This window comes from Frondihabitans sp. PhB161 (genome assembly GCF_003814635.1).
Lineage (GTDB): Bacteria > Actinomycetota > Actinomycetes > Actinomycetales > Microbacteriaceae > Frondihabitans.
This window is the reverse complement of the sequence record NZ_RKQW01000001.1, coordinates 1,046,748-1,067,163: the sequence shown is the minus strand read 5'-3', so window position 1 is coordinate 1,067,163 and position 20,416 is coordinate 1,046,748. Positions and strand designations below refer to the sequence as shown.

Here is a 20,416-nt window from a genome sequence, read left to right as displayed (position 1 = left end):
AGGTTGGGGCCGACTGGTCAATCGATCAAGCAGAAGGGATCTCATGGCCTCCACGAACGGGCGAAGGGTGACCCTCAAAGACGTCGCCCAGAAGGTCGGCGTGACTCCCGCCGCCGTGTCGATGGCGTTGCTCGACAACGGGCGCATCAGCGCCGAGAAGAAGATCGCGATCCGGCAGGCAGCGACCGAGTTGGGGTACGTCGGATCGTCGGCCGCGAGGGCGCTGCGCAATCAGAAGACGAACACCATCGCGCTCATCGTTCCTCTCACGGCCACGCACGTGTTCGGCCACTCCTACTTCACGCACGTCCTGCAGGGTGTCACCGAAGCCTGCAACCGACGCGACGTGCAGACCCTCCTCGCCACCAACGCCGACGAGGCCCATGGGCTCGCCGCCTACGAACGCGTGCTTCGGGGCAACATGGTCGACGGTGCCGTCGTCACGAGCGCGGCGATGACCGATTCCACGGTTCAGCGCCTCTCACAGGGAGGTGTTCCGGTCGTCCTCATCGGTAATTTTCCGTACCTCGACGAGCCGGTGACGGTGGGGATCGACGACCGTGCTGCGTCAGCTCTCGCCACCAGGCACCTCCTCGAGGTCCACGGCCGGAAGCGTCTGATCCATGTCGCCGGCCCGCGTGACCACCAGACCGGACTCGATCGCAGCCTCGGATTCGCGGACGCCGTCCGCGAGGCGGGAGTCGACGAAGACTCCCTCATCGTCGAGTCCGACCTCACCGAGCAGGGTGGGGCGACCGTCGTCGACGAACTCGGCTCCCGTCTCGCCGATTACGACGGGATGGTCTTCGCCAATGACGACATGGCATTCGGCGCCATCACCGCACTGACTCGGCTCGATATCGCCGTGCCGACCGAGATGTCGGTTGTGGGTTTCGACGACTTCGGCCTGGCCCGAGTCGTCAGCCCGGGAATCAGCACGGTGAGGGTTCCGGTGGAGGAGATGGCCCGGGACGCCACGGAGCGACTTCTCCAGATCGTCGACGGCGTGCCCGGCTGGACCAGGCGAGACTTCGACGTGCAGTTCATTGCTCGAGAGTCGTGCGGCTGCTCGGCGACCGAGACGCCGAGAGAGCTCTAGGCCAGGCCGTCCCCCGCCACACATGGCCCGAGGGGGCCGCTCATACGCGTGTGCCCGCAGCCGAGCGGCCACGGGCACACGTGCAGGCGATGCGCGCTCAGTTGATGGCGAACACCTGAGCCTGGTTGCCGTTGCAGTCGTACAGCTGAAGCGCTGTCTGGTTGGCCGTGTTGCCCGACGGGTCATCGAGGCAGCGACCGGACTGCGGGTTGAGGATCGATCCGTTCGCCTGGGGAATCCACTGCTGCCCGCCGACGCCATTGCACTGGTACAACTCGACGTGCGTCCCGTTGGCCGTTGCGTTGCCGTTCGCGTCCAAGCATCGTCCGAGGCTGCGAATGGTGTGGTCGGATGCCGTGACCGTCCACTGCTGATCCTGGGCGGCCGGCTGCGCAGTCTCGATGGTCAGGCAGTCGAACAGCTGCACCTGGCTGCCGTTCTGCTGAAGGTCGTCACCTGCGACATCGACGCATTTTCCGCCGTTGCCGATGATGGGCACGGCCACCGTGAACTTCTGCGGAGCGGCGCCATTGCAGTCGTAGAGCTGCAGGGCTGTACCGTTGGCGGTGTTGCCGGAGGGATCGTCGAGGCATCGTCCCGACTGGGGATTCTTGATCGAGCCGTCTCCCTGTACACGCCACTGCTGTCCGCCCGAGCCGTTGCAGTCGTAGAGCTCGAGCTTGGTGCCATTCGCGGTGGCGTTGCCGTCGGCGTCAAGGCAGCGGCCCAGGGTGCCGAGGGTGCCATTGCCGTATGCCGAACCGGACCAGTGCTGGTCGGCGGCGAGCGTCTGGCAGTCGTAGAGCTGGACAACCGCGAGGTTGCCACCCGTGTCGTCTCCGGCGACATCGACGCACTTGCCGCCCGGGCCGACGATCTGCGATCCGGGCCCGCCGCCTGTGGTCACAGCCTGGTAGTTCTGCGCGACGATGTTCTGCTGGACGGCGTTGTCCGTTGCCGTCGACGCGTATCCGCTGGTCATCACCCCTTCGTAGAAGGACTGTGTTCCGCGGTTGGAGTTGTCGCCGCCCGCACCGAGGACGATGGAGCCTTCGAGCTTCATCGGCGTGTAGTCGCCAGCCGGTTCTGCGCCTTCGTACCACGTCGACAACGAACCCGACTGCGAGTTGCCGCCCTTCAAGGCGAAGGTGTTCGTTCCGTTGTTCTTCAGGATTGCCGTCACGAACTTGCTGCCGTTGCCGGCGTTGGGGGTGTACGTGGCCGTACCGCCCTGGAAGACGCCGTTCTCCAGATCCGCTTGCACCCACGGCCCTTTGCCCGTGCTACCGGGACCGTTCAGGGTCGACAGGTTCAGGGCGTCCATGTGCCCCTGCCCGGTGTCTTTCTCTTCCGTCTCGACGTTCCCGAAGTCGGAGCAGCAGCCGTTGTTGCTGTTGGTGCCACTCGCCACCTCGTACATCGACTCGGGGGAAGCGCCCCGTGCCGTGCCCGTCGTGATGGTGCTCGCTCGGCGATAGGCGACCTGCGGGGGCATGTACAGGCCGTACGCCTGGTGTCCGGCAACGGTCACGGGCAGGGCGGTCGCCGAGGCGGCGTGATTGGCCGGGCCGGCATCACCGGCGGGCGCCACCGAGAGATCGTTGTGCCGGGAGGTCTGGTCGTAGATCGCCGGAATGGTGCAGGTCGTCCCCGAGCAGAACGAATCCTGGGCGGCGGCATTGGCGTAGCCACCCGCCGCGGTGGTGGCGATGTCGGTCGTGGCGCCATCGGACGCGCGCTTCACTTGGTAGAGCCGGCCGTTGTACGCCCCAAAGAGGGCACGAGTCGTGCTGTAGGCGGCGACACAGGGGGTATTGCCGCTGGCATAGATGTCACAGGAGGCCGTCGTTGCGGCCTCGGCTTTCGGTGCGGCCGCGGTGCCCGCGACGAGCGAGCCCAGGATGATGGCCGCCGCACCGACGATGGCCGCCAGCCGTGGTGGTCTCGAGGTGCGTAGGCGTGGTGATCGGGTTGACATAGGGGCGGATCCTCTCAAGCGTCTCTGCTGGATGGTGACCTGTGACAAACGCCTCAAAGGCGCTTTATCGATAAATCACAGCCAGCATAGCCGAGAGGCCCCCCTCACGGAAGAGGGCTTGCGACCTCACGCGAATCGGCCAACCTCACGCGCCGCGGCGCTGTGACGCTGGCCGATTTGCACGACTTCGCCGATCTACAGCCCGAGGGTCAGCTGCCGGAGCGCTCAAGCCGCTCGATCAGGCCGGCCTTGTTGAGCCGCGAGATACCCGTCAGACCCTTGGCCTTCGCGGTCGTGCGCAGGCTGATCATGGTCTGGGCGTGAAGGTCGTCCGACTCGGCGCTGTGTGGCAACGGGGGCGTGTAGAGGGCGCCCGCCTTGTCCTCATCCGACTTCGGCGCCGCCGACATGGATGCCGTCGACTTCGGCGCGGCCGACTTGGCCGGGGTCGTCGCGAGGTCGGCCTTCGCCTTCTTCAGATCCTTCTTGAGGTCGTCGACGGGCGGGCGCTTCTTCTTCGCCACCTTCTTGGCGAGATCGCGGGCGTCCTTGACCGCCTCCTTCGCCTTGTCGTAGGCCTTCTCGGCAGACTTCTCGAGCTTCGTGGTCTTCGCCATAGGGGTCTCCTTCGTCCGGCTTTCCGTGCGGCCCGCGGAGGGCTGCACACCATGTACTACCGGCCATCTTTGTGCCTGCCGCTGAGTGCGAGCGGAATCTTTCGTGCTTGCAGGGGCGACGACGGCCCCCGCACTGGGTGTAACCATCGAGCCACGATATTGCGAGGCTAAAGCTTCAGGGTGCCTCGTTCGCAACCACGGGGATCCTCGTGGGCGCGACTCGGCACTGTCACGCGAGCCGTCCGAGGAGAGCTTCCATGCCCACCACTGCCGCCACCGTCGCCTCCGCACCCACCGCCGAGGCGCTGAGCACCGAGGCCCCCGCCGCCAGGGTGTTTCTGGTCGACAGCGATCCGAGCACTCGTCGCGAAGCCATGCAGGCCCTCCTGCCCCACGGGTTCGAGTTGTTGATCGGGGAGGGCCCTTTCGAGGCCACCACTGCGATCCTCCGCGCGGAACCCGACCTGGTGATCCTCGGCAACTCGATGACGCACGAGTTCGGGCTCGCCCTCGTCGGACGGCTGTTCTCCCTTCCCACCACCGCCGACACCCCCGTCGTGGTGATCGCGAACACCCCCGAGAAACGGCTCGCCGCGGAGAGGGCGGGCGCCACCCACGTGCTCTCCGGGCCCCTCGCCGAAGACGCCCTGCGACGAGCGGTCGCCACCCATCTCGGTCTTCCCGGCGGGTTGGACCAAGCTCCTGTCTCACTGCTGAACGACGTCGATCGGCTTGCCGCCGTTCGCGCTCTCCGAGACAGCTCGGGAGCCGTCGACTTCGATGAGTTCACGAAACTCACTTCCGATCAGTTGCGCACCCCGGTTTCTCTCGTCACGTTCATCGAGAACGACCGGCAGGTCTACGCCAGCCACGTCGGCCTCACTCCCCCCTGGTCGGCCGCCGGCAGTGCGCCGCTGGAGTACTCCTACTGCCAGTACGCGATCACCTCCCGGCAACCCCTCATCATCGACGACACCAGCACGCACCCCCTCGTCGCCTCCAGCCCGTCCGTCTCGGAGAGCGACTGGATCGCCTACGCGGGCATCCCCCTCATCACCGCCGACGGCCACGCGGTCGGCGCCCTCTGTGCCATCGATCACCGGCCCCGACAGTGGACCCCCGACGACATCCGCACGCTCGAGGATCTCGCCGGCATCCTCACGACACAACTCGACAGCGCCCTCACCGCTCCGGCGACCGGTCGGCACCGCCGGCACTAGCGCCCCGGCTCTGCGACACCCTGCACCATCGTCTGGCGCCTGCATTCGGTCTCGCGACCGGGTCCGATACGGTCGAGGCGTGATCGATTCCCGAGGCGTCTCCCTTCCCGACTCCCGAGGCCGAACCGGCCTGGATCAAACCGGTCGTGATCTCGATCGGAACCCGGATGTCGTGGTCCGTGACGTCGAGGTCACCTCTGACGGCTGGCACGTACTCCGCCGCACGACCTTCGACATCCGCGGGCAGGACGGCGAATGGTCGACCCAACAGCGCGAGACCTACGACCGGGGCAACGGCGCGACGATCCTGCTCTACGACCCCGCGAGGCAGACCGTCCTCCTGACCAGGCAGTTCCGGTTTCCCGCCTACGTCAACGACCACCCCGACGGCATGCTCCTCGAGACCGCCGCAGGTCTGGTCGACGACGACGACCCCGAGACCGCCATCCGGCGCGAAGCGAGCGAAGAGCTCGGGGTTGAGATCGGCGAGTTGACCCACGTCTTCGATGCGTACATGAGCCCGGGATCGGTGACCGAACGCGTCCACTTCTACGCCGCGACGTACTCCCCCGGCGACCGGACCAGCGCGGGTGGCGGCGTCGCGGCCGAGGGCGAAGACATCGAGATCGTCGAGCTCCCGTTCGATGACGCACTCGAGATGATCGCGGACGGCAGGATCCTCGATGGCAAGACGATCATGCTGCTCCAGTGGGCGGCGCTCCAGAACGTCATCCGCCGCTAGGGAGCGCGCCAGGGCACGTCGACGGTGAGGCGCGACACCAGGATCCGACCCGGTGCGACCGGAAGGCGGTCAGCGCAGCGGCAGGGGCGCCGCCCTCACGTCATCACCGTGCGGCAGGTCGAGTTGCGACCAGGTCACGTCGTGCCAACTGTCGAGCTTCCAGCCGATGTTGGCATGAGTGCCCACCGGCTCGAAGCCGAAGCGATCGTGGAGTCGGGCGCTGGCCGGGTTGGGCTGCGTCACGCCGGCGATGACGCGCCGGAACCCGCGCTCCTGCAGGGCGGGAAGCAGCGCCGCATACAGGGCGCTACCGCCCCCCGAGCTGCGCCGGTCGCTGTCGAGGTACACGCTCACCTCACAACTCCACTGGTACGCAGCGCGAGACATGAAGGGGCCCGCGTAGGCGTAGCCGATCACGACTCCGTCTTCTTCGAGGACGAGCCACGTGTGCCGCTCCTGCGCCGCGGCGATTCGACGCGCCATGTCGTCAGCGGACGGGGGTTCGGTCTCGAAGGTGATCGCGGTGGCCCGCACATACGGCGCGTAGATGGCGGCGCAGGCGTCGGCATCCGACGCGAGGGCCGGTCGAATCAGGCGTGAGGCTGTCATGGCCATATAGTAGCCAAAAGCGGTACCATAAGAACAGGAGACACGATGGTCGACGATCTCACCGACGCCCTTGCCCGCACCGTCCGGGTGGCCCGGGCGGAGCAGAACCTCTCTTTGGTCAGCCTCGCAGAGCGCTCCGGGGTCTCTCGGGCCATGATCGCCCGCATCGAACGCAGTGACGTCCAGCCGACTGCGGCCCTGCTCGCCCGCCTCTCCGCAGGCCTCGGCCTCACCCTCTCCGAGCTCATCGTGCGCGCCGAAAGCGAGGGGTCACGCCTGCTCCGGGCGGTCGATCAACAGGTCTGGAGAGACCCCGAGACGGGCTACTCGCGGCGAGCTCTGTCACCCGGCACGGCCGCGGCCCTGGAGTTGGTCGACGTCTCGCTTCCGCCGGGCGCATCGGTGCACTACCCCGCAGACGCGTTCCGCTTCATCGACCAACAGATCTGGGTCACGGCCGGCACTCTCGACTTCACCGAGGGCGCCGACCACCACACACTCGAGGCGGGTGACTGCCTGCAACTCGGCGAGGCCGCCGACTGCACTTTCTCGAACTCGGGCTCGAGCGACTGCCGGTACCTCGTCGCGCTCGCCAAGACGTCGCGCGCGTAGGTCTAGTCGCTCCCCGCTCGCCGCTCCCGCGCGGGGGGAGGGAGAGCCCGGGTGAGCCGGGGTGCCCCTAAGGGCGGGTGCCTCCGTAAGCGACCGGCACGAGATCCCGGCGGGCCTCGCCCGTCACGATCAACTCCAGGATCGCGTCGGCGACCTGCTCGGGCGCATCGAACGTCGCACCGGAGGTCATCGCCTCGGCATCGGCTCGGCCGGCTCGAATCGAGCTGAGGAACTCGGTATTCGTGGCGAACGGGATCATCGTCGAGACGGTCACGCCCGTTCCCTCGAGTTCATTCCGAGCGATCGCCGAGAGCCGCTCGAGAGCGATCTTCGATGCGACGTAGCCGCCCGTGCCGGGAACATCCGCGAAGGTCGTCCCCGAGCTGACGTTGACGATGCGGCCGGCCCCCTGTCGGCGCATCGCCGGAAGCACCGCTTGCATCAGGGCGAGGGGTGCCACCAGATTCAGTTCGAGCACCCCGCGGAAATCGTCGAGCGAGATCTGCTCCGTCGTCGCCTGCAGCCCTTGACCGGCGTTGTTGACGAGAACGTCGACGCGACCGAACGCATCCAGGGCGACCTGCACCAACGCCGCCACCTGCTTCTGGTCGGTCACGTCGCATCGAACGGCGATGGCGCCGCCCTGACACCACACAGGTCGGCCGCCCCTTCGATCGTTCGCGCGACGCGCTGATTCTCGAGGTGACCCTCGACCTCCTGGCCGAGCGGGCCTACGACCGAGTCACCCTGGATGACGTCGCCGCACGCACGGGCAAGGCCAAGACGACGCTGTACCGCCGGTGGGCGACGAAAGACGACCTCGTTCTCGCGGCGATCCACTCCATCGGGCCCCCTCCCGAGATCGAACGGCTACCCGACTTGGGATCCTTGCGTTCTGACCTGCTCGCCGTCGTCGACTCCCCCTGGCTCGGCGGGCCCGATCGGCGCCTCGCCCTGTTCTCTGGCCTCACCTCGGCGGCGCGAGCTTCGGAGCGCATCGCCGGGGCCGTCCGGGCGGAGGTGACCGAGCCGTACGGCGAGATCTACCGCCGCCTGCTTACCCGCGCGATCGACCGGGGAGAGATCTCCGCCGAGATGGCCGCGCGCGTGCCGATCGTCTCCGACGTGATCCCGGCGATGAGTACCCACTACCTGACCGCCGCAGACAGACCGGCGCAGCGCGACTTCTTCGTCGCCGTCATCGACGATGTCGTGCTTCCCGCGCTGCAGCTGGGGCGGGGCTGAGATGCAGCCCCGCCGAGTCGCATCAGGCGCACGATAGGGCACCTCTCGGAAGTCGTCATTGACCCCAGAGTCAATTAGCTTTCTAGAGAGCCGCCTCCCCGCCAAGATCCGCGACAAGCTCGCAAGGACCGAGACCATCACTACGGCAGGACGATGACCTTGCCCGAAACTCGCCCGGCCGCACCCTCGGCGTGCAGCGACTGCAGCTCGGTCAGCGGGATCCGGCGAGTGACCTCGAGCGTGAGCGCCCCCGAATCGACGAGGGACACGAGCTCAGTGAGGCGCTGTCGATTCGGAAGCACGAACACTGTCGCGGCCCGTACCCCTCGGGAGTCGTCACCGGGCGTCGCCATAAACGCGGTCGTGCTCACGACCGCTCCGCCGTCTCGGACCAGCGCCACGGCGGCGGCAAAATCGTCCGCCTCGAGGGGAGCGAGATTCAACAAAACGTCGACCTGCCCCTCGACAGCCTGGAGAACGCCGGTCTCGGTGTGGTCGATCACCTGATCGGCACCGGCGGCCTGCACAGCCGCTGCACTGCGCGGGCTGGCGGTCGCGATGACGTGCACGCCGGCACGCTTTGCGAGCTGGATGGCGTATTTGCCGACCACACCGCCGGCGCCGACGATGAGCACCCGCTGACCCGCCTCGAGCCGCCCCTCGTCGAAGAGCGCCTGCCACGCCGTCAGCGCGACCGACGGTAGTGCGGCGGCATCGGCCAGAGGGATACTCGTGGGCGCCGGCACGACCGCGTCGGCGGGGGCGACGACGTACTCTGCAGCGCCGCCGTCGCGTTCCATCGGCAGGAATGAGATCATCGGGTCACCGATGGCCACGCCCGTGACACCCTCCCCGAGAGCATCGACCGTACCGGAGACGTCGTAGCCCGGCACGTGCGGGAGTTCAATCGGGATCGGCAGGAACCCGGCGCGCATGCCGTTGTCGGCTGCGCTGTAGGCGGATGCCGCGACGCGCAACCGGATCTCGCCGGAGCCGGGAGCGGGCTGCTCGATGTCGCTGTAGCGGAGAACCTCGGGTCCGCCGACTTCGCGGTACTGCACTGCCTTCATGATGGATCCTTTCATCAATTGCTTCGAATTCGAAGCGATTACTGGAAAGCTACCACTGCTTCGAACTTGAAGCAACAGCTACGATGGACACATGCCGGATTCGCCCACCCTCACCCCGACTCAGCTCAGCGCCTATCTGGCATTCACCGAGGTGGGCGCACTGCTGCGACCGACCGTCGAGAAGCAGCTCCGTGACGTCGGCGGGCTGAGCTATGTGCAGTTCCAGCTCCTGGCGAGGCTCGGCGACACCGCCGACGGCCGTCAGCGCATGACCGACCTCGCCGACGGGGTCGTGTACAGCCGAAGCGGGCTGACCTACCAGGCGCAGCTCCTCGAGCAGCGCGGGCTCGTGACGCGATCACCCTCGCCGGACGACGAGCGCAGCACCGTCGTCGCGATCACCGCGGCGGGACGAAGCGTGCTCGCAGCGGTGTTCCCCGGGCACATCGGCACCGTGCACGACCTGCTGTTCGCTCCGATCAGCGACGACGACGCGAGAGATCTCGCCCGCATCCTCGGTCGCATCAGCGAGCAACTCCGCACGAACCCGCCCCGCTCGGCGGCTCGGCGGAGTTCGAAATAGCACCAGAACCAGCACACGAACTAGCGCCCGAGAGTCACGCTTGACTCCAGAGTCAATTAGCTTTTTAGAGAGCCGCCTCCCGAACCAAGCTCCGCGAGAAGCCGATTCGGAACGATCCTGTTCACCAACAGAAGGATCCGGGCCTCCCGGTGATCCGGCCGTAATCGGGCGCCTCGCTGTAGCTCCACGAGGCCGTGCAGGCTCGCCCAGAGCACCTCGGTCAGCATTTCGACATCGGCATCGCCGGCGTGAGGTTCCACCGCCGCCCTCAACTCGGCGAAGGCAGACGACGGCGACGACGACGACGACAGCGACGAGGCCGAACCGCTTCCGAAGCGCAGGCGGGTGGTTCGGCTGAACATCGCGTCGTAGACGGCGGGCGCATCGGTCGCAAAGGCGGCGTAGCGATGGGCCACGGCTGACAGCGCATCGCCCGAGGCGGCAGTGACGCGCGCCTCATGGAGGGCCGCGGCGAGCTCCTCGAAGCCCTCGAGGGCGACGGCATCGGCGATGTCGTCAAGCGAGGCGAAGTGCTTGTAGATGACCGGCTGGCTGTATTCAATCTCGGTCGACAGGCGCCTCGTCGTGACGGCCTCCCAGCCTTCGCTTTCGGCGATCGAGCGGGCCGTCGTCGTGATCAGGCGACGTCGGGCCGACCGGTCGCGGGCTCGTCGCTCTTCGATTGTCATAGTCGACTGTAGCGCCGCTAGCAATGCGAGCACCAGTCTTGACACGTCGTCGCCCCAAGGGCTAGCGTCGCTAACAGTTAGCAACGCTAGCCCTAATGAAGGAGCAGGTCAGATGGAATCACGCGCACTCGTCGAGACGTACCTCGAAATGCTGAACACCCACGACGCCGACCTGGTCGACGCATTCATCGCCGACGACTACGTCAACCACAATGTCGTCGTCGACGATGGCCGCGAGGCGAACCGAGCCTTCTGGTCGAACTTCTTGGCGGGCCTCCCCGATGTCGTCGTGACGATGGAAGACGTCATCATCTCGGGCGACCGCGTCGTCGGTCGGTTCGTCTATCGAGGTACTCACACCGGCGACCTGCTGGGCATTCCGGCCACCGGAGCCGCCGTCGAGATGCGGAGCATCGACATCTGGCGCGTTCAGAACGGCCTCCTCGTCGAGCACTGGGACGAACTCAACCTCATGGAGGTCTTTCAACAGGTCGGCGTCCTCCCCCAGCTCGGCGGCTCTGAGGCGGCGACAGCATGATCGCCCTCACGCAGGTTGCGGCACTCCTGGCCATCCTCGGCGTCGGGCTCGTCTGGGGCACGGACGCGTTCTGCGCCCTGGTGCAGCGCCCCGCACTCGCCCGCGTCGACGACGCAGCACTCACCACCGTCATGGGCAATGTGCACCGTTTTGGTGACCAACGGATGCCTGTCCCCGGGGTCGTGGGCCTCGTCGGATCCTTGGCTGCTGCTGTGCTGGCAGCGCTCACGGGACATGCCGCGACTGCAGCGTTGGCAGGCACGGCACTCGTGCTGCTCGTCGTCTGGCTCGTGCTCTACACGCGCGTCAGCGCACCGATCAACCGCGCGTTGACCGAGGCGGCAGACCGAGGCGCGACACCCGCCAACGCTCGCGCACTGCAGGCGGGCTGGGATCGGATCATCGTGCTCCGTGCTGCCCTACAGGGCGTGGCACTGCTCGCACTCGGCCTCACCCTCATCGTCCTGTGAACGCCACACGACTAAGCCCTCCGCCCGGTTTGCCAGAAGGAGTCATCAGGCTGCTGCGACGGCCAGCTCCGTGCGGAGGGCGATGAGCCCGTTTCGGAGGCGCGTCTTGATCGTGGCGATCTTCACGCCGAGCCGGTCGGCGATCTGGGCCTGGGTCAGAGTGTCGAAGTAGGCGAGTTCGATCGCCTCGCGCTGGACGGCCGAAAGGTGACACATCGCAGCGCGGACCTCGTCGTTCGCGAAGCGAATGTCGACGGTTTCCGAGACGACGTCGTAAGCCGCCTCCTGATCCCTGATGCCGACGCGCATGTGTCTGTCCCGCGACGACTGCGATGCGCGCACACGATCGATCGCTCGTCGGCGGGCGATCGTCATCATCCACGACCGCGCGTTGCCCTTCGAGGCCTCGAACTTTGCGGCGTTCTGCCACAGCTCGAGATAGACCTCCTGCGTCACCTCCTCCGACTGTGCCGGGTCGCGAAGGCACTGAGTGACGAGACCGAGGATCCGAGGCGCCGTCCGGTCATAGAGATCCGCGAAAGCACGGCGATCCCCACCGGCTATCCGGACAAGAAGATCATCATCGCTGGATCCAAGCGAATCGATCGAGGCCGCTAGAAAAGTCATTGGTTCCCGCCATTCGTCCTCCGCAGGATGGTTAGGGCCACGAGAGGACATCGCACTGGGGAAGATCCCCATAACGATCAGCCTAGAAACGGGCGTGCCGACCTCGTTGACCCCAGAAGAGGGGGCGAGGCGACGGACTGCCCCGGTTTTACGGGGATCTCCGTCCTGCGAGACCGAAATGTGACCGGCAAAATGATGCCTCATAGTCGTATCTGGGCGTCATGAAGACCCCCATGAACCTTCTTGGTCGACATCTCGGCCCGGCGGGGTACAGGCATGTACCCCAAATACGCTGCTGCCAGGGTGTGGCGAGAGCTTCCAGAGGACTGCAACTAGCTGAAGAGGGCAGCGGCAGGTGCGAGCTCGTGGTCCAGGAAGGTCCACATCCAGCCGAGCGCCCGCGCCCGGGTCAGCCCGGGGGCCTTCTGCGCGAGCTGTGTCGCGACCCCGTCGCTGTACGCGGCGAGCTTGAGGGCGACCTCGGAGGCGTCCGCGGTCGCAAACACCCCGAGGTCGATACCGCGCCGGATAGCCCGCACGAGACATGCCTCCCAGATACGGATGCGCTCGGAGTACTCCTCGGCGACGGCCGGCTTCCGAGCCACCGCCGTCCAGTAGTCGGACCAGAGCCGCCAGTGCGCCTCGGCCTCGTCACTGTCTTCGAAGAGCGGCTCGACCAGCATCCGCACACCGCGCACGGGGTCCGGCTCGGCGTCGACCGCCTTGATGATCGACGCGTAGAACCGATCCGTCTCGAGCACGACGACCTCGTTGAGGATCTCGGCGACGCTTCCGAAGTGATACGTGACGGTGCCGACCGAGACCTGCGCCTCGGCGGCGATGTCACGGAGCGTGGTGGCTCCGAGGCTCTTCTGGAGGATGACCTCCCGGGCCGCCTCGACGATCATCGCACGGCGGACGGCAGGCTTTTCCCGCCGTGCCGCACTCACGCCGACGTCCGGGAAACGACCTCGTCGAACGAGCGATCTGCGACGAGCACCTCCGCCACGTCAGGACCGCCGTCGCGCGCCCAGGCCCGCACGGTGTTGACGACGCGGTAGGCATCGGCATCTGCCGTCACTCGCGAGGTCGTCTCGAGGCGGGCCCGCCACGACGGCTTCTCGAGGCCGATCGCCCACCGCGACTCGGCCACCGCGGATGTCGGGTCGCCCTCGGTGATCCGGTAGGTCTCTCGGCTGCTCTCGGTGAAGACGAGACCGTCGGGATAGAGGCGGGAGCCGCCGTAGCCCGGGTCGACATCGAGCACCCACTCTCCCGTCTCGACATCGTGCGTGACGCTTCGCTGCGACAGGGGCGGAGCAGCAGCTTCGGCCTCGGTCGGCGGCACGGCCCGGATCGCCATCGGCGTGGAGCGGGTCGCGGGCTCGAACTCCACTCCGTCGTCGTCGGTACGAGTCCACTCGGGGATCGTCACGCTGCTCCGCTCCGGCGACACGATCAGTGTCGCCTCCGCGGCGTGCGGCCAGATCCAGGGCCAGTAGGCGCTCGACACCGCGATGCGCAGCCGGTGCGCCGCAGGGAAGGAGTGCCCTGTCGAGACGAGCGACACTCGCACGACCTCCTCGACGCCGGGAACCATCGGGGTGTTCCCCGCTCGGCCACGTCGCTTGTTGAGGTTCAGGACCCCGCGCGTGACGAGGGTCGAGCTGCCGTCCGGGGCCACATCGCAGAGCCGCACGACGATGTTGGCGTCGGGCACGTCGCTCGATACGGCGAGGTCGACGAGCACGTTGCCCAGGATGTCGAGCCGGCCATCGACGGGCAGGTCGAAGCACACCGAACGGCCGTCCTCGGCCCGCTGATCCGGTGGCAGGTCGGTCGTGTTGCCGAACGGGAAGAAGCGTCCGGCGTCGGCACCGGTCTGCTGCGGCGAGCGCACCACGACACCCGAGGTGGGGCGACCTCCCGCGTTAAGACGCACGGGCACGGGGCCGGCGAACGACGACAGCTCGACGATTCGAGGTGACGCGCACGACGACGGTGCCGGCCACGAGGGGGAACCGACCCAGCGCCCGGTCCGCTCTGCGTAATACGTCGACGGCGGCTCGGAGTCGTTGATCCACGCTCGGAGCGCCGGCTCGCGGGTGACGCCGGTATCGATGCCTTTCAGCCACTGGTCCCACCAGCGGAGCGTTTCCTGGAGAAAACCGATGGACGGCCCGGGCGCGAACCCGCGGTCGGGGTACTGGTGCGACCAAGGCCCGATGATGCCCTTGACGGGCGCGGACAGGTTGGCAACGAGCCGCAGCACGGCGTCGCGGTAGGGGTCGGCCCATCCCCCTACGGTGAGCACGGCGGCAGAGATCGCGGAGTAGTCCTCGGCGACGCTCCCGTGCCGCCAGTAGTCGTCGCGTTCCTGGTGCGCGAGCCACGTCGGCGTCATGGGCCGGTTGGACTCGAGCCGCTCGCGCCACCGGTCGACCCAGTCGTCGCCGACAACCTCGGGTCGCGGGGGCCGCGAGTTGAACGCGAACATCGTGCCGCCCCAGGCGGCCATGTCGATACCGAGCACTGCGCCACCCATGTAGTGCACGTCGTTGTCGTAGCGGTCGTCGGTCGAGCACACCGTCACGATCGCCTTGAGCGCCGAGGGGGCCCGGGCCGCGAGCTGCAGCCCGTTGAACCCGCCCCACGAGATCCCGAATACCCCGACTGCGCCGGTGCACCACTCCTGGGCGGCGATCCACTCGATGACCGCGACCCCGTCGTCGAGTTCTTGCACGGAGTACTCGTCGTCGAACAGGCCGTCCGACGAGCCGGATCCGCGGATGTCGACGCGAATCGACGCGTACCCGTGCTCGGCGTACCACGGGTGCCGTTCGCTGTCGCGCGGGGCCGTCCAGTCGTCGAGCCGGTACGGCAGGTATTCGAGGAGCGCGGGGACGGGCACTCCCGACGAGGGAGCCCAGATCCTGGCGTGGAGGCGCACTCCGTCCGGCATAGGAATCCAGACGTCGCGCTCCGTCACCGTCGGCGACGAGGTCGCGTCGGTCATGCGTCCTCCCAGTTCCTGATGCTGTGCCCGTCGCCGAGATCCCGCCAACCGCCGCCGGCCGCGTCGCGCCAGGTCGCCACGGCGTCCTGCACGTCCGGCAGCTCGGTCGTGCCGGGTTCGAGCGTCGCGTCGAGCAGCTGCCGAGTGTAGGGGTGGTTCGGTCCGGCGAAGACACGACCGGTCGGCCCGATCTCGACGATGCGACCGCCGGTCATCACGGCCACACGATCGGCCACGCCGCGGACGACAGCCAGATCGTGGCTGATGAACAGGCAACTGAGGCCCTTGTCGCGCTGCAGGTCGGCGAGCAGCTGCAGGATCTCGGCCTGCACCCGGACGTCGAGCGCGGTCGTGATCTCGTCGGCGATCACGAGCTGCGGCCCGGCGGCGAGCGCGCGGGCGATACCGACGCGCTGGCGTTGCCCACCCGACAGCTGCGCGGGGAGCCGAGCGGCGAACGACGGAGAGAGCCCGACCTCGGTGAGGATCTCGCCCACACGCTCGGCAGACGCCGTGCCGGTGAAGAGCTTCAGCGGCCCGGCGATGGCCGCTCCGACCGTCCGGCGCGGGTTCAAGGAGGTGTCAGCGTTCTGGAACACGAGCTGCACGGCGCGGCGGAGGTCGAGAGACCGCCCAGACACCGGTTCGGCCAGATCTCCGGACACCCCGTCGCCGGCGAATCGGAAGATGCCGGACTCCGTCGGGATGAGACCCGCCAGCGCGGTCGCGAGAGTCGACTTGCCGCTGCCCGATTCGCCGACGACGGCGAGCGTCTCGCGCGGCGCGATGGTGAACGACACATCCTGCACCGCCGCGGGCAGATGCCGGGCGTATCTGATGACGAGGCCGTCGGCCTGGACGACCGGGGGTGCGGGCGCGACGGTTGCCGGGTCGGGTTCCGCGGATCCTGCGCTCTCGGCGAAGCCGTTGGCAGGAGCCGGCGCGAGGGCCGCCCCGGGGATGGCCGCCAAAAGCTCCCGGGTATAGGCGTGCTCCGGCGTGGCGAAGAGGTCGGCCGTGGGGCGGTGCTCGACGACGACACCGTCGCGCATCACGGCGATCTCGTCGGCCATGCTCGACACGACGCCCAGGTCGTGGCTCACCAGCAGGATCGCCATCTCGAGCTCCACCGCGAGGTCTCTGATGAGCTCCAGCACGGCGGCCTGTGTCACGACGTCGAGCGCGGTCGTCGGCTCGTCGAGGACGAGCACCTGCGGCCGCGCGGCGATGGCCATGGCGATCGCGATGCGCTGCTGCTGACCACCCGAGAGCTGGTGCGGGTACCGCAGGACGATGGATTCAGGATGCGGGAGCCGCACTCGTCGCACGAGCTCCTGCACCCGGTCGTCGTCGCTCGGCAGCCCGTGGCTTTCAAGCGCTTCACGAAGCTGACGGCCCACGCGCATGGACGGCGTCAGCGCTTGCCCGGCGTTCTGGGCGACGAGAGCAGCCGTGCCACCCCGGAGTGCCCTGGTGTCGACGGGGGAGAGCGCGAAGACGTCGTCTCCGGCGACCTCCACGCTGCCGGCGACGATCCGCGAGCCGCGACGGAGATGCGCGAGCAGTGCCCGGGCGACGGTCGATTTGCCGCTGCCCGACTCTCCTACGAGGCCGAGGGCCCGGCCCGGACGGATGTCGAAGCTCACCCCGCGCACCACTGGCACGTCGGTGCGTCCGGCGGTGTACGAGATCGCGAGGTCGTTCACCCGCACGACGAAGCCGGTCGTGGTCGGCACGTCGTCGACGGTCGTCGTCATGATGCGGCCCCCTGCTGTGCGCGGTCGATGCCGAGGGCCTTGCTGAGGCCGTCGGCGCTGAGGTTCAGGCCGATGACGAGAGTCGCCAGAGCGACGATCGGTGCCAGCGTGCCCATCGGAACCACGGTGAGCGCGGTGCGGTTCTCCTGCACCATGAGACCCCAGTCGGGCGTCGGCGGGTTCGCTCCGAAGCCGAGGAACGAGAGCGTGGAGATGAGGAGCACGATCCACGACGCCCGCATGGCGTACTCGACGAGCACGACGTCGAGGACGTTGGGGAGGATCTCGCGGAACACGATGCTCAGCGGTTTCTCGCCGCGCGCCCTGGCGGCGGTGACGTAGTCCTGCGTGATCACGGTTCGGGCCGCACCGCGGACCACCCGGGTCACGGCGGGCGCGTAGACGACCGTCACCGCGAGCACGATCACCCAGAGTCCGGAGTCGAACACCGTCACGACGACGAGGAGGGCGAGGATCGACGGCACGCTCAACAGGGCGTCGACGACCCGCATGACGACTTCGTCGAACCAGTTGTCCGCGTAGGCGGTGACGGCACCGAGCACCGTTCCGATGGCGACCGCGATGGTCGTGGCGAGGAACGTGACGAGCAACGCGTACCGCCCGCCGTTCAGCACGCGCGACAGGATGTCGCGGCCGTACTGGTCGGTGCCGAGCCAGTGCGACCACGTCGTGCCCGAGAGCACGTTCGTGGAGTCGGTCACGACGGGATCGTGCCCGGCGATGACCGGCGCGAGGAGCGCGAGGACGACGTGCAGGGCGATGAGGCCGAGGCCGATCGACAGCGCGGTCGAGGCGCGAAGCGGAGTCGTCCATCCGCGCAGACGGCCGCGGAAGCGAGTCAGCGGTGATGACTGAAGTGCGGTGGTCATGCGCGATCCTTCCGGGCGGTGGCGGTGTCTGCGGTGGCGGGGCCGGCACTGGCTGCGGCGAGGGCGGCCGGGCGTCGAGCGGTACCGCGCGGTCGCGCAGGGCGCCCCCGCTGCCTGGTGCGAAGCCGAGGATCGAGGGCCAGCGCGACGAGGTCCGCCGCCAGGTTGCAGACGACGTAGATCAGGGCGCTCAGCAGCGCGATCGCCTGGATCGTCGGGAGGTCTCGGTTGAAGACCGACTCGAGCATGAGCTTGCCCATGCCCGGGTAGTTGAAGACGTTCTCGACGACGACCACACCGCCGAGCAGCCAGGCAACGTTCAGCGCGACGACGTTGAGCGTCGGCAGGAGCGCGCTCGGGACCGCGTGCCGCCAGACGATCTGCCGCGTCGACAGCCCCTTGAGCTCGGCTGTTGTGATGAACTCCGACGCCATCACGTCGATGGTCGAGCTCCGGGCGGTGCGCACGATGTACGCCGCCATCGCCAGTGTCAGAACGATCATCGGGAGCCACACCGACGGCAGGAGCTGCAGCACGGTCGCGTCACTCCCCCGCAGGACTACCGCGGGGAACACCGGGATTGCGATCGCGAACACCAGCACGAGGACGGTGGCGACCATGAACTCCGGCACGCTCATGACCACGAGGCTGATGAGCGAGATCACGTGGTCGCTCGCTCGGCCCCGGCGGACACCCGCGACGACGCCGAGGGTCAACGACACGGTGACGCCGATGAGCATCGCGGGGACGGCGATGAGCATGCTGTTGCGGAAAGCGACGAAGAGGGAGGGCCCGACGGGGTCGCCGCTCACGAGCGACGTGCCGAAATCGCCGTGCGCGGCGCCGATCAGCCAGTTGCCGTAGCGGAGCCAGACGTTCTGGTCGAGCCCGAGCGACTCGCGGAGCGCCTTGACCGCGTCCGGCGTGGCGTTCTGGCCGAGGAGCTGCTGCGCGACGTCGCCGGGGAGCAACTGGATCGCGAGAAAGACGAACAGCGAGGCGAGAACGATCGTGAGGATCGCGGTGCCGATTCGTCGGAGGACGGTTGTCAGTACGGTCATTTGCGCAGTCCGATCCGGAGGTAGTCGAACTCGAAGCCGAACTCCCGGTAGTTGACGACGTCCCTAGATATCCCGACCAGTCGGTCACCGAACATCGGGGTCATGTCGGCCCCGTCCTCGATGATCACTCGCTGGGCGTCTTGGTAGAGCATCCGTCGACGATCGTCGTTCATGGTGGCGCGGGCGTCGTCGAGTAGACCGTCGAACGTCGTGTTCGACCACGCCGACTCGTTGTAGCTGGAGCCCGTGCGGAAGATCTGGTTGAGCAGCTGGTCGATCGGCCGGCCGGTGAACCAGTAGCTCACCATGAGCGGCTTCTGCATCCAGATCTCGGTGTAGTACGAATCCGACGAGGCATTCCGGACGGTCAGGTCGATACCCGCCGCCTTCACCTGGTCGCGGTACGCCACGGCCATCGGCGTGAACACCGACTCGTAGCTCGACGTGTAGATCGAAGTCTGCATGTCGGAGCGCCCGGCCTTCTTGAGCAGCGCCCTCGCCTTATCCGGGTCATAGACGCGCCGGTCATCGTCGAACGCCGCGAGGGTGGGCGGCACCGGGTTGTCCCACCCAGGTGAGCCGGTGCCCTGGAGTGCCGTCGCGACGATCACCTTCGGGTCGTAGGCGAATTTCATCGCCTGCCGGACCATCGGATCCTTGAATTCGGTGCTCGTCGCGAGCATCGGGATCGTGTACCACTGGGCGTTCTTGACGCGGGCCACCGTCGCGCGGCTCGACGCCGAGACGACCCGGGCCGTGGCGAAGTCGAGGTTCGTCTGCGAGATCAGGTCGATCTGCCCGGCGAGCAGGGCGTTCACCCGGGCGGTGGTGTCTTGGATCGACGAGAAGTCGATGCCGTCGAGCGCGGGGCGGCCGGCGAAGTGGTCGTCGAACGCCTCAACACTGCCGGAGCCGGCTGGCGCGAACGACGAGAGCTTGAACGGCCCCGTGCCGATGCCGGTCGTACCGATCGTCGCGATCTCACCAGCCGGCACGATGTAGCACTGGTAGGCCGTGAGGAGCGACGGGAACTCCGCGTTCGGCTTGGTCAGGTCGAACCGGAGCGTGTAGGGATCGGGCGCCGTCATGCTGTTCTTGTCGAGCATGTCACCGAGCACGCCCCCCTGCGGCGACGCGGTCTTCGGGTCGAGGATGTGCTCGATCGAGGCGATCGCGTCGGCGGCCGTGAAAGTTTTGCCGTTGTGGAAGCGGACGCCCTTGCGGAGCCGGAACGTCCAGGTCGTCCCGTCGGGGGTCGCGCTCCACTCCTCGGCGAGGTCGGCGACCGTTTCACCCGCCTGGTTCTGCTTGACGAGGCGGTTGTAGAGCGCGCCGAGGTACTCGTACGCGGAGAGGCTGCTCGCGGAGTCGAGAGTCTCGGCAGCAGACGCGGCGGGGCGCGCGATGCGGAGGCGGCCGCCTCGGGCAGCGATACCGGTCGCGGCGCCCTCGGGGAGGGTGGTGGACCGGGCACCGCTGGTGCAACCGGTGAGCGTGAGAAGACCGAGACCGGCAAGACCTGCGGCACCGGTCAGCAGGGTTCGGCGACTCGGGCCGCGCTCGTGGTCGTTCATCGGGGAAGGGACGATGGGT

Annotated in this window: 21 protein-coding genes; 8 read left to right on the top strand and 13 right to left on the bottom strand. The window is 67.7% G+C overall.

Features of this window, described 5'->3' with window-relative positions:
- Nucleotides 1–43: 43 nt before the first annotated feature.
- A complete protein-coding gene (locus EDF39_RS05210) occupies nt 44–1,099 on the top strand; it encodes a LacI family DNA-binding transcriptional regulator (protein ID WP_123941056.1) in 1,056 nt (351 codons plus the stop codon).
- A gap of 97 nt (nt 1,100–1,196) precedes the next feature.
- Here EDF39_RS05210 and EDF39_RS05205 read toward each other — a convergent pair whose 3' ends face one another.
- Nucleotides 1,197–3,077: an arabinofuranosidase catalytic domain-containing protein gene (locus tag EDF39_RS05205; RefSeq protein ID WP_123941055.1), complete on the bottom strand. Its 1,881-nt coding sequence runs from the start codon at nt 3,075–3,077 to the stop codon at nt 1,197–1,199.
- Nucleotides 3,078–3,286: 209 nt separating this feature from the next.
- Nucleotides 3,287–3,694: a hypothetical protein gene (locus EDF39_RS05200; RefSeq protein ID WP_123941054.1), complete on the bottom strand. Its 408-nt coding sequence runs from the start codon at nt 3,692–3,694 to the stop codon at nt 3,287–3,289.
- A 257-nt stretch (nt 3,695–3,951) separates the two neighbouring features.
- Between EDF39_RS05200 and EDF39_RS05195 the strand changes: the two genes are divergently transcribed.
- Together EDF39_RS05195 and EDF39_RS05190 are read left to right on the top strand one after the other, a co-directional pair.
- Nucleotides 3,952–4,914 carry a GAF domain-containing protein gene (locus EDF39_RS05195; RefSeq protein WP_123941052.1) on the top strand — a complete coding sequence of 321 codons (963 nt, stop codon included), beginning with the start codon at nt 3,952–3,954 and terminating at the stop codon, nt 4,912–4,914.
- Between the two features lie 79 nt (nt 4,915–4,993).
- Nucleotides 4,994–5,656: an NUDIX domain-containing protein gene (locus EDF39_RS05190; protein WP_199726144.1), complete on the top strand. Its 663-nt coding sequence runs from the start codon at nt 4,994–4,996 to the stop codon at nt 5,654–5,656.
- A 69-nt stretch (nt 5,657–5,725) separates the two neighbouring features.
- Here EDF39_RS05190 and EDF39_RS05185 read toward each other — a convergent pair whose 3' ends face one another.
- Nucleotides 5,726–6,265: a GNAT family N-acetyltransferase gene (locus EDF39_RS05185; RefSeq protein ID WP_123941050.1), complete on the bottom strand. Its 540-nt coding sequence runs from the start codon at nt 6,263–6,265 to the stop codon at nt 5,726–5,728.
- Nucleotides 6,266–6,310: 45 nt separating this feature from the next.
- On the opposite strand from EDF39_RS05185, the gene EDF39_RS05180 reads away from it, so the two are divergent.
- Nucleotides 6,311–6,877 (top strand): XRE family transcriptional regulator, encoded by a 567-nt coding sequence (locus tag EDF39_RS05180; protein ID WP_123941048.1) that lies wholly within the window; start codon nt 6,311–6,313, stop codon nt 6,875–6,877.
- A 67-nt stretch (nt 6,878–6,944) separates the two neighbouring features.
- Here EDF39_RS05180 and EDF39_RS05175 read toward each other — a convergent pair whose 3' ends face one another.
- A complete protein-coding gene (locus EDF39_RS05175) occupies nt 6,945–7,532 on the bottom strand; it encodes an SDR family oxidoreductase (protein ID WP_123941046.1) in 588 nt (195 codons plus the stop codon).
- Nucleotides 7,533–7,579: 47 nt separating this feature from the next.
- Between EDF39_RS05175 and EDF39_RS05170 the strand changes: the two genes are divergently transcribed.
- On the top strand, nt 7,580–8,122 hold the full coding sequence (locus tag EDF39_RS05170; RefSeq protein WP_123941044.1) for a TetR/AcrR family transcriptional regulator: 543 nt from the start codon (nt 7,580–7,582) through the stop codon (nt 8,120–8,122).
- A 140-nt stretch (nt 8,123–8,262) separates the two neighbouring features.
- Here EDF39_RS05170 and EDF39_RS05165 read toward each other — a convergent pair whose 3' ends face one another.
- On the bottom strand, nt 8,263–9,192 hold the full coding sequence (locus EDF39_RS05165; RefSeq protein WP_123941042.1) for an NADP-dependent oxidoreductase: 930 nt from the start codon (nt 9,190–9,192) through the stop codon (nt 8,263–8,265).
- A gap of 91 nt (nt 9,193–9,283) precedes the next feature.
- Between EDF39_RS05165 and EDF39_RS05160 the strand changes: the two genes are divergently transcribed.
- Entirely contained in the window at nt 9,284–9,775 is a 492-nt protein-coding gene (locus EDF39_RS05160) for a MarR family winged helix-turn-helix transcriptional regulator (RefSeq protein WP_123941040.1), read from the top strand.
- A gap of 56 nt (nt 9,776–9,831) precedes the next feature.
- Here EDF39_RS05160 and EDF39_RS05155 read toward each other — a convergent pair whose 3' ends face one another.
- Nucleotides 9,832–10,464, bottom strand: coding sequence for a TetR/AcrR family transcriptional regulator (locus tag EDF39_RS05155; RefSeq protein WP_123941038.1), 633 nt, complete (start codon nt 10,462–10,464; stop codon nt 9,832–9,834).
- 112 nt (nt 10,465–10,576) lie between these two features.
- On the opposite strand from EDF39_RS05155, the gene EDF39_RS05150 reads away from it, so the two are divergent.
- Together EDF39_RS05150 and EDF39_RS05145 are read left to right on the top strand one after the other, a co-directional pair.
- The gene (locus tag EDF39_RS05150; protein ID WP_123941036.1) at nt 10,577–11,002 is read left to right on the top strand and encodes an ester cyclase; all 426 of its coding nucleotides are present in this window, start codon (nt 10,577–10,579) and stop codon (nt 11,000–11,002) included.
- Entirely contained in the window at nt 10,999–11,472 is a 474-nt protein-coding gene (locus EDF39_RS05145) for a DUF1772 domain-containing protein (protein ID WP_123941034.1), read from the top strand. The genes EDF39_RS05150 and EDF39_RS05145 overlap by 4 nt, the downstream gene beginning before the upstream one ends.
- Before the next feature lie 45 nt (nt 11,473–11,517).
- Here the strand turns inward: EDF39_RS05145 and sigK are convergent, their stop codons facing one another.
- The 7 genes from sigK to EDF39_RS05110 all read right to left on the bottom strand — a co-directional run bounded on the left by sigK (nt 11,518) and on the right by EDF39_RS05110 (nt 20,397).
- A complete protein-coding gene (gene sigK, locus EDF39_RS05140) occupies nt 11,518–12,099 on the bottom strand; it encodes an ECF RNA polymerase sigma factor SigK (RefSeq protein ID WP_199726142.1) in 582 nt (193 codons plus the stop codon).
- A gap of 332 nt (nt 12,100–12,431) precedes the next feature.
- Nucleotides 12,432–13,049 carry a TetR/AcrR family transcriptional regulator gene (locus EDF39_RS05135; protein ID WP_233577609.1) on the bottom strand — a complete coding sequence of 206 codons (618 nt, stop codon included), beginning with the start codon at nt 13,047–13,049 and terminating at the stop codon, nt 12,432–12,434.
- Nucleotides 13,046–15,115, bottom strand: a complete 2,070-nt coding sequence (locus EDF39_RS05130) for a CocE/NonD family hydrolase (RefSeq protein ID WP_123941032.1) — start codon at nt 15,113–15,115, stop codon at nt 13,046–13,048. Before EDF39_RS05130 ends, EDF39_RS05135 begins: the two co-directional genes overlap by 4 nt.
- On the bottom strand, nt 15,112–16,872 hold the full coding sequence (locus EDF39_RS05125; protein WP_123941030.1) for an ABC transporter ATP-binding protein: 1,761 nt from the start codon (nt 16,870–16,872) through the stop codon (nt 15,112–15,114). The genes EDF39_RS05130 and EDF39_RS05125 overlap by 4 nt, the downstream gene beginning before the upstream one ends.
- Nucleotides 16,869–17,762 carry an ABC transporter permease gene (locus EDF39_RS05120; RefSeq protein ID WP_123941028.1) on the bottom strand — a complete coding sequence of 298 codons (894 nt, stop codon included), beginning with the start codon at nt 17,760–17,762 and terminating at the stop codon, nt 16,869–16,871. The genes EDF39_RS05125 and EDF39_RS05120 overlap by 4 nt, the downstream gene beginning before the upstream one ends.
- Nucleotides 17,759–18,823 carry an ABC transporter permease gene (locus tag EDF39_RS05115; protein WP_233572974.1) on the bottom strand — a complete coding sequence of 355 codons (1,065 nt, stop codon included), beginning with the start codon at nt 18,821–18,823 and terminating at the stop codon, nt 17,759–17,761. Before EDF39_RS05115 ends, EDF39_RS05120 begins: the two co-directional genes overlap by 4 nt.
- Nucleotides 18,820–20,397: an ABC transporter substrate-binding protein gene (locus EDF39_RS05110; protein ID WP_123941026.1), complete on the bottom strand. Its 1,578-nt coding sequence runs from the start codon at nt 20,395–20,397 to the stop codon at nt 18,820–18,822. Before EDF39_RS05110 ends, EDF39_RS05115 begins: the two co-directional genes overlap by 4 nt.
- Nucleotides 20,398–20,416: the final 19 nt, after the last annotated feature.

What these genes read in the sequence shown, in the direction of transcription:
- EDF39_RS05210 (WP_123941056.1), top strand. Translation starts at nt 44, where the DNA reads ATGGCCTCCACGAACGGGCGAAGGGTGACCCTCAAAGACGTCGCCCAG.
- EDF39_RS05205 (WP_123941055.1), bottom strand. Translation starts at nt 3,077, where the DNA reads ATGTCAACCCGATCACCACGCCTACGCACCTCGAGACCACCACGGCTG.
- EDF39_RS05200 (WP_123941054.1), bottom strand. Translation starts at nt 3,694, where the DNA reads ATGGCGAAGACCACGAAGCTCGAGAAGTCTGCCGAGAAGGCCTACGAC.
- EDF39_RS05195 (WP_123941052.1), top strand. Translation starts at nt 3,952, where the DNA reads ATGCCCACCACTGCCGCCACCGTCGCCTCCGCACCCACCGCCGAGGCG.
- EDF39_RS05185 (WP_123941050.1), bottom strand. Translation starts at nt 6,265, where the DNA reads ATGACAGCCTCACGCCTGATTCGACCGGCCCTCGCGTCGGATGCCGAC.
- EDF39_RS05180 (WP_123941048.1), top strand. Translation starts at nt 6,311, where the DNA reads ATGGTCGACGATCTCACCGACGCCCTTGCCCGCACCGTCCGGGTGGCC.
- EDF39_RS05165 (WP_123941042.1), bottom strand. Translation starts at nt 9,192, where the DNA reads ATGAAGGCAGTGCAGTACCGCGAAGTCGGCGGACCCGAGGTTCTCCGC.
- EDF39_RS05160 (WP_123941040.1), top strand. Translation starts at nt 9,284, where the DNA reads ATGCCGGATTCGCCCACCCTCACCCCGACTCAGCTCAGCGCCTATCTG.
- EDF39_RS05155 (WP_123941038.1), bottom strand. Translation starts at nt 10,464, where the DNA reads ATGACAATCGAAGAGCGACGAGCCCGCGACCGGTCGGCCCGACGTCGC.
- EDF39_RS05150 (WP_123941036.1), top strand. Translation starts at nt 10,577, where the DNA reads ATGGAATCACGCGCACTCGTCGAGACGTACCTCGAAATGCTGAACACC.
- EDF39_RS05145 (WP_123941034.1), top strand. Translation starts at nt 10,999, where the DNA reads ATGATCGCCCTCACGCAGGTTGCGGCACTCCTGGCCATCCTCGGCGTC.
- sigK (WP_199726142.1), bottom strand. Translation starts at nt 12,099, where the DNA reads ATGACTTTTCTAGCGGCCTCGATCGATTCGCTTGGATCCAGCGATGAT.
- EDF39_RS05130 (WP_123941032.1), bottom strand. Translation starts at nt 15,115, where the DNA reads ATGACCGACGCGACCTCGTCGCCGACGGTGACGGAGCGCGACGTCTGG.
- EDF39_RS05125 (WP_123941030.1), bottom strand. Translation starts at nt 16,872, where the DNA reads ATGACGACGACCGTCGACGACGTGCCGACCACGACCGGCTTCGTCGTG.
- EDF39_RS05120 (WP_123941028.1), bottom strand. Translation starts at nt 17,762, where the DNA reads ATGACCACCGCACTTCAGTCATCACCGCTGACTCGCTTCCGCGGCCGT.
- EDF39_RS05115 (WP_233572974.1), bottom strand. Translation starts at nt 18,823, where the DNA reads ATGACCGTACTGACAACCGTCCTCCGACGAATCGGCACCGCGATCCTC.
- EDF39_RS05110 (WP_123941026.1), bottom strand. Translation starts at nt 20,397, where the DNA reads ATGAACGACCACGAGCGCGGCCCGAGTCGCCGAACCCTGCTGACCGGT.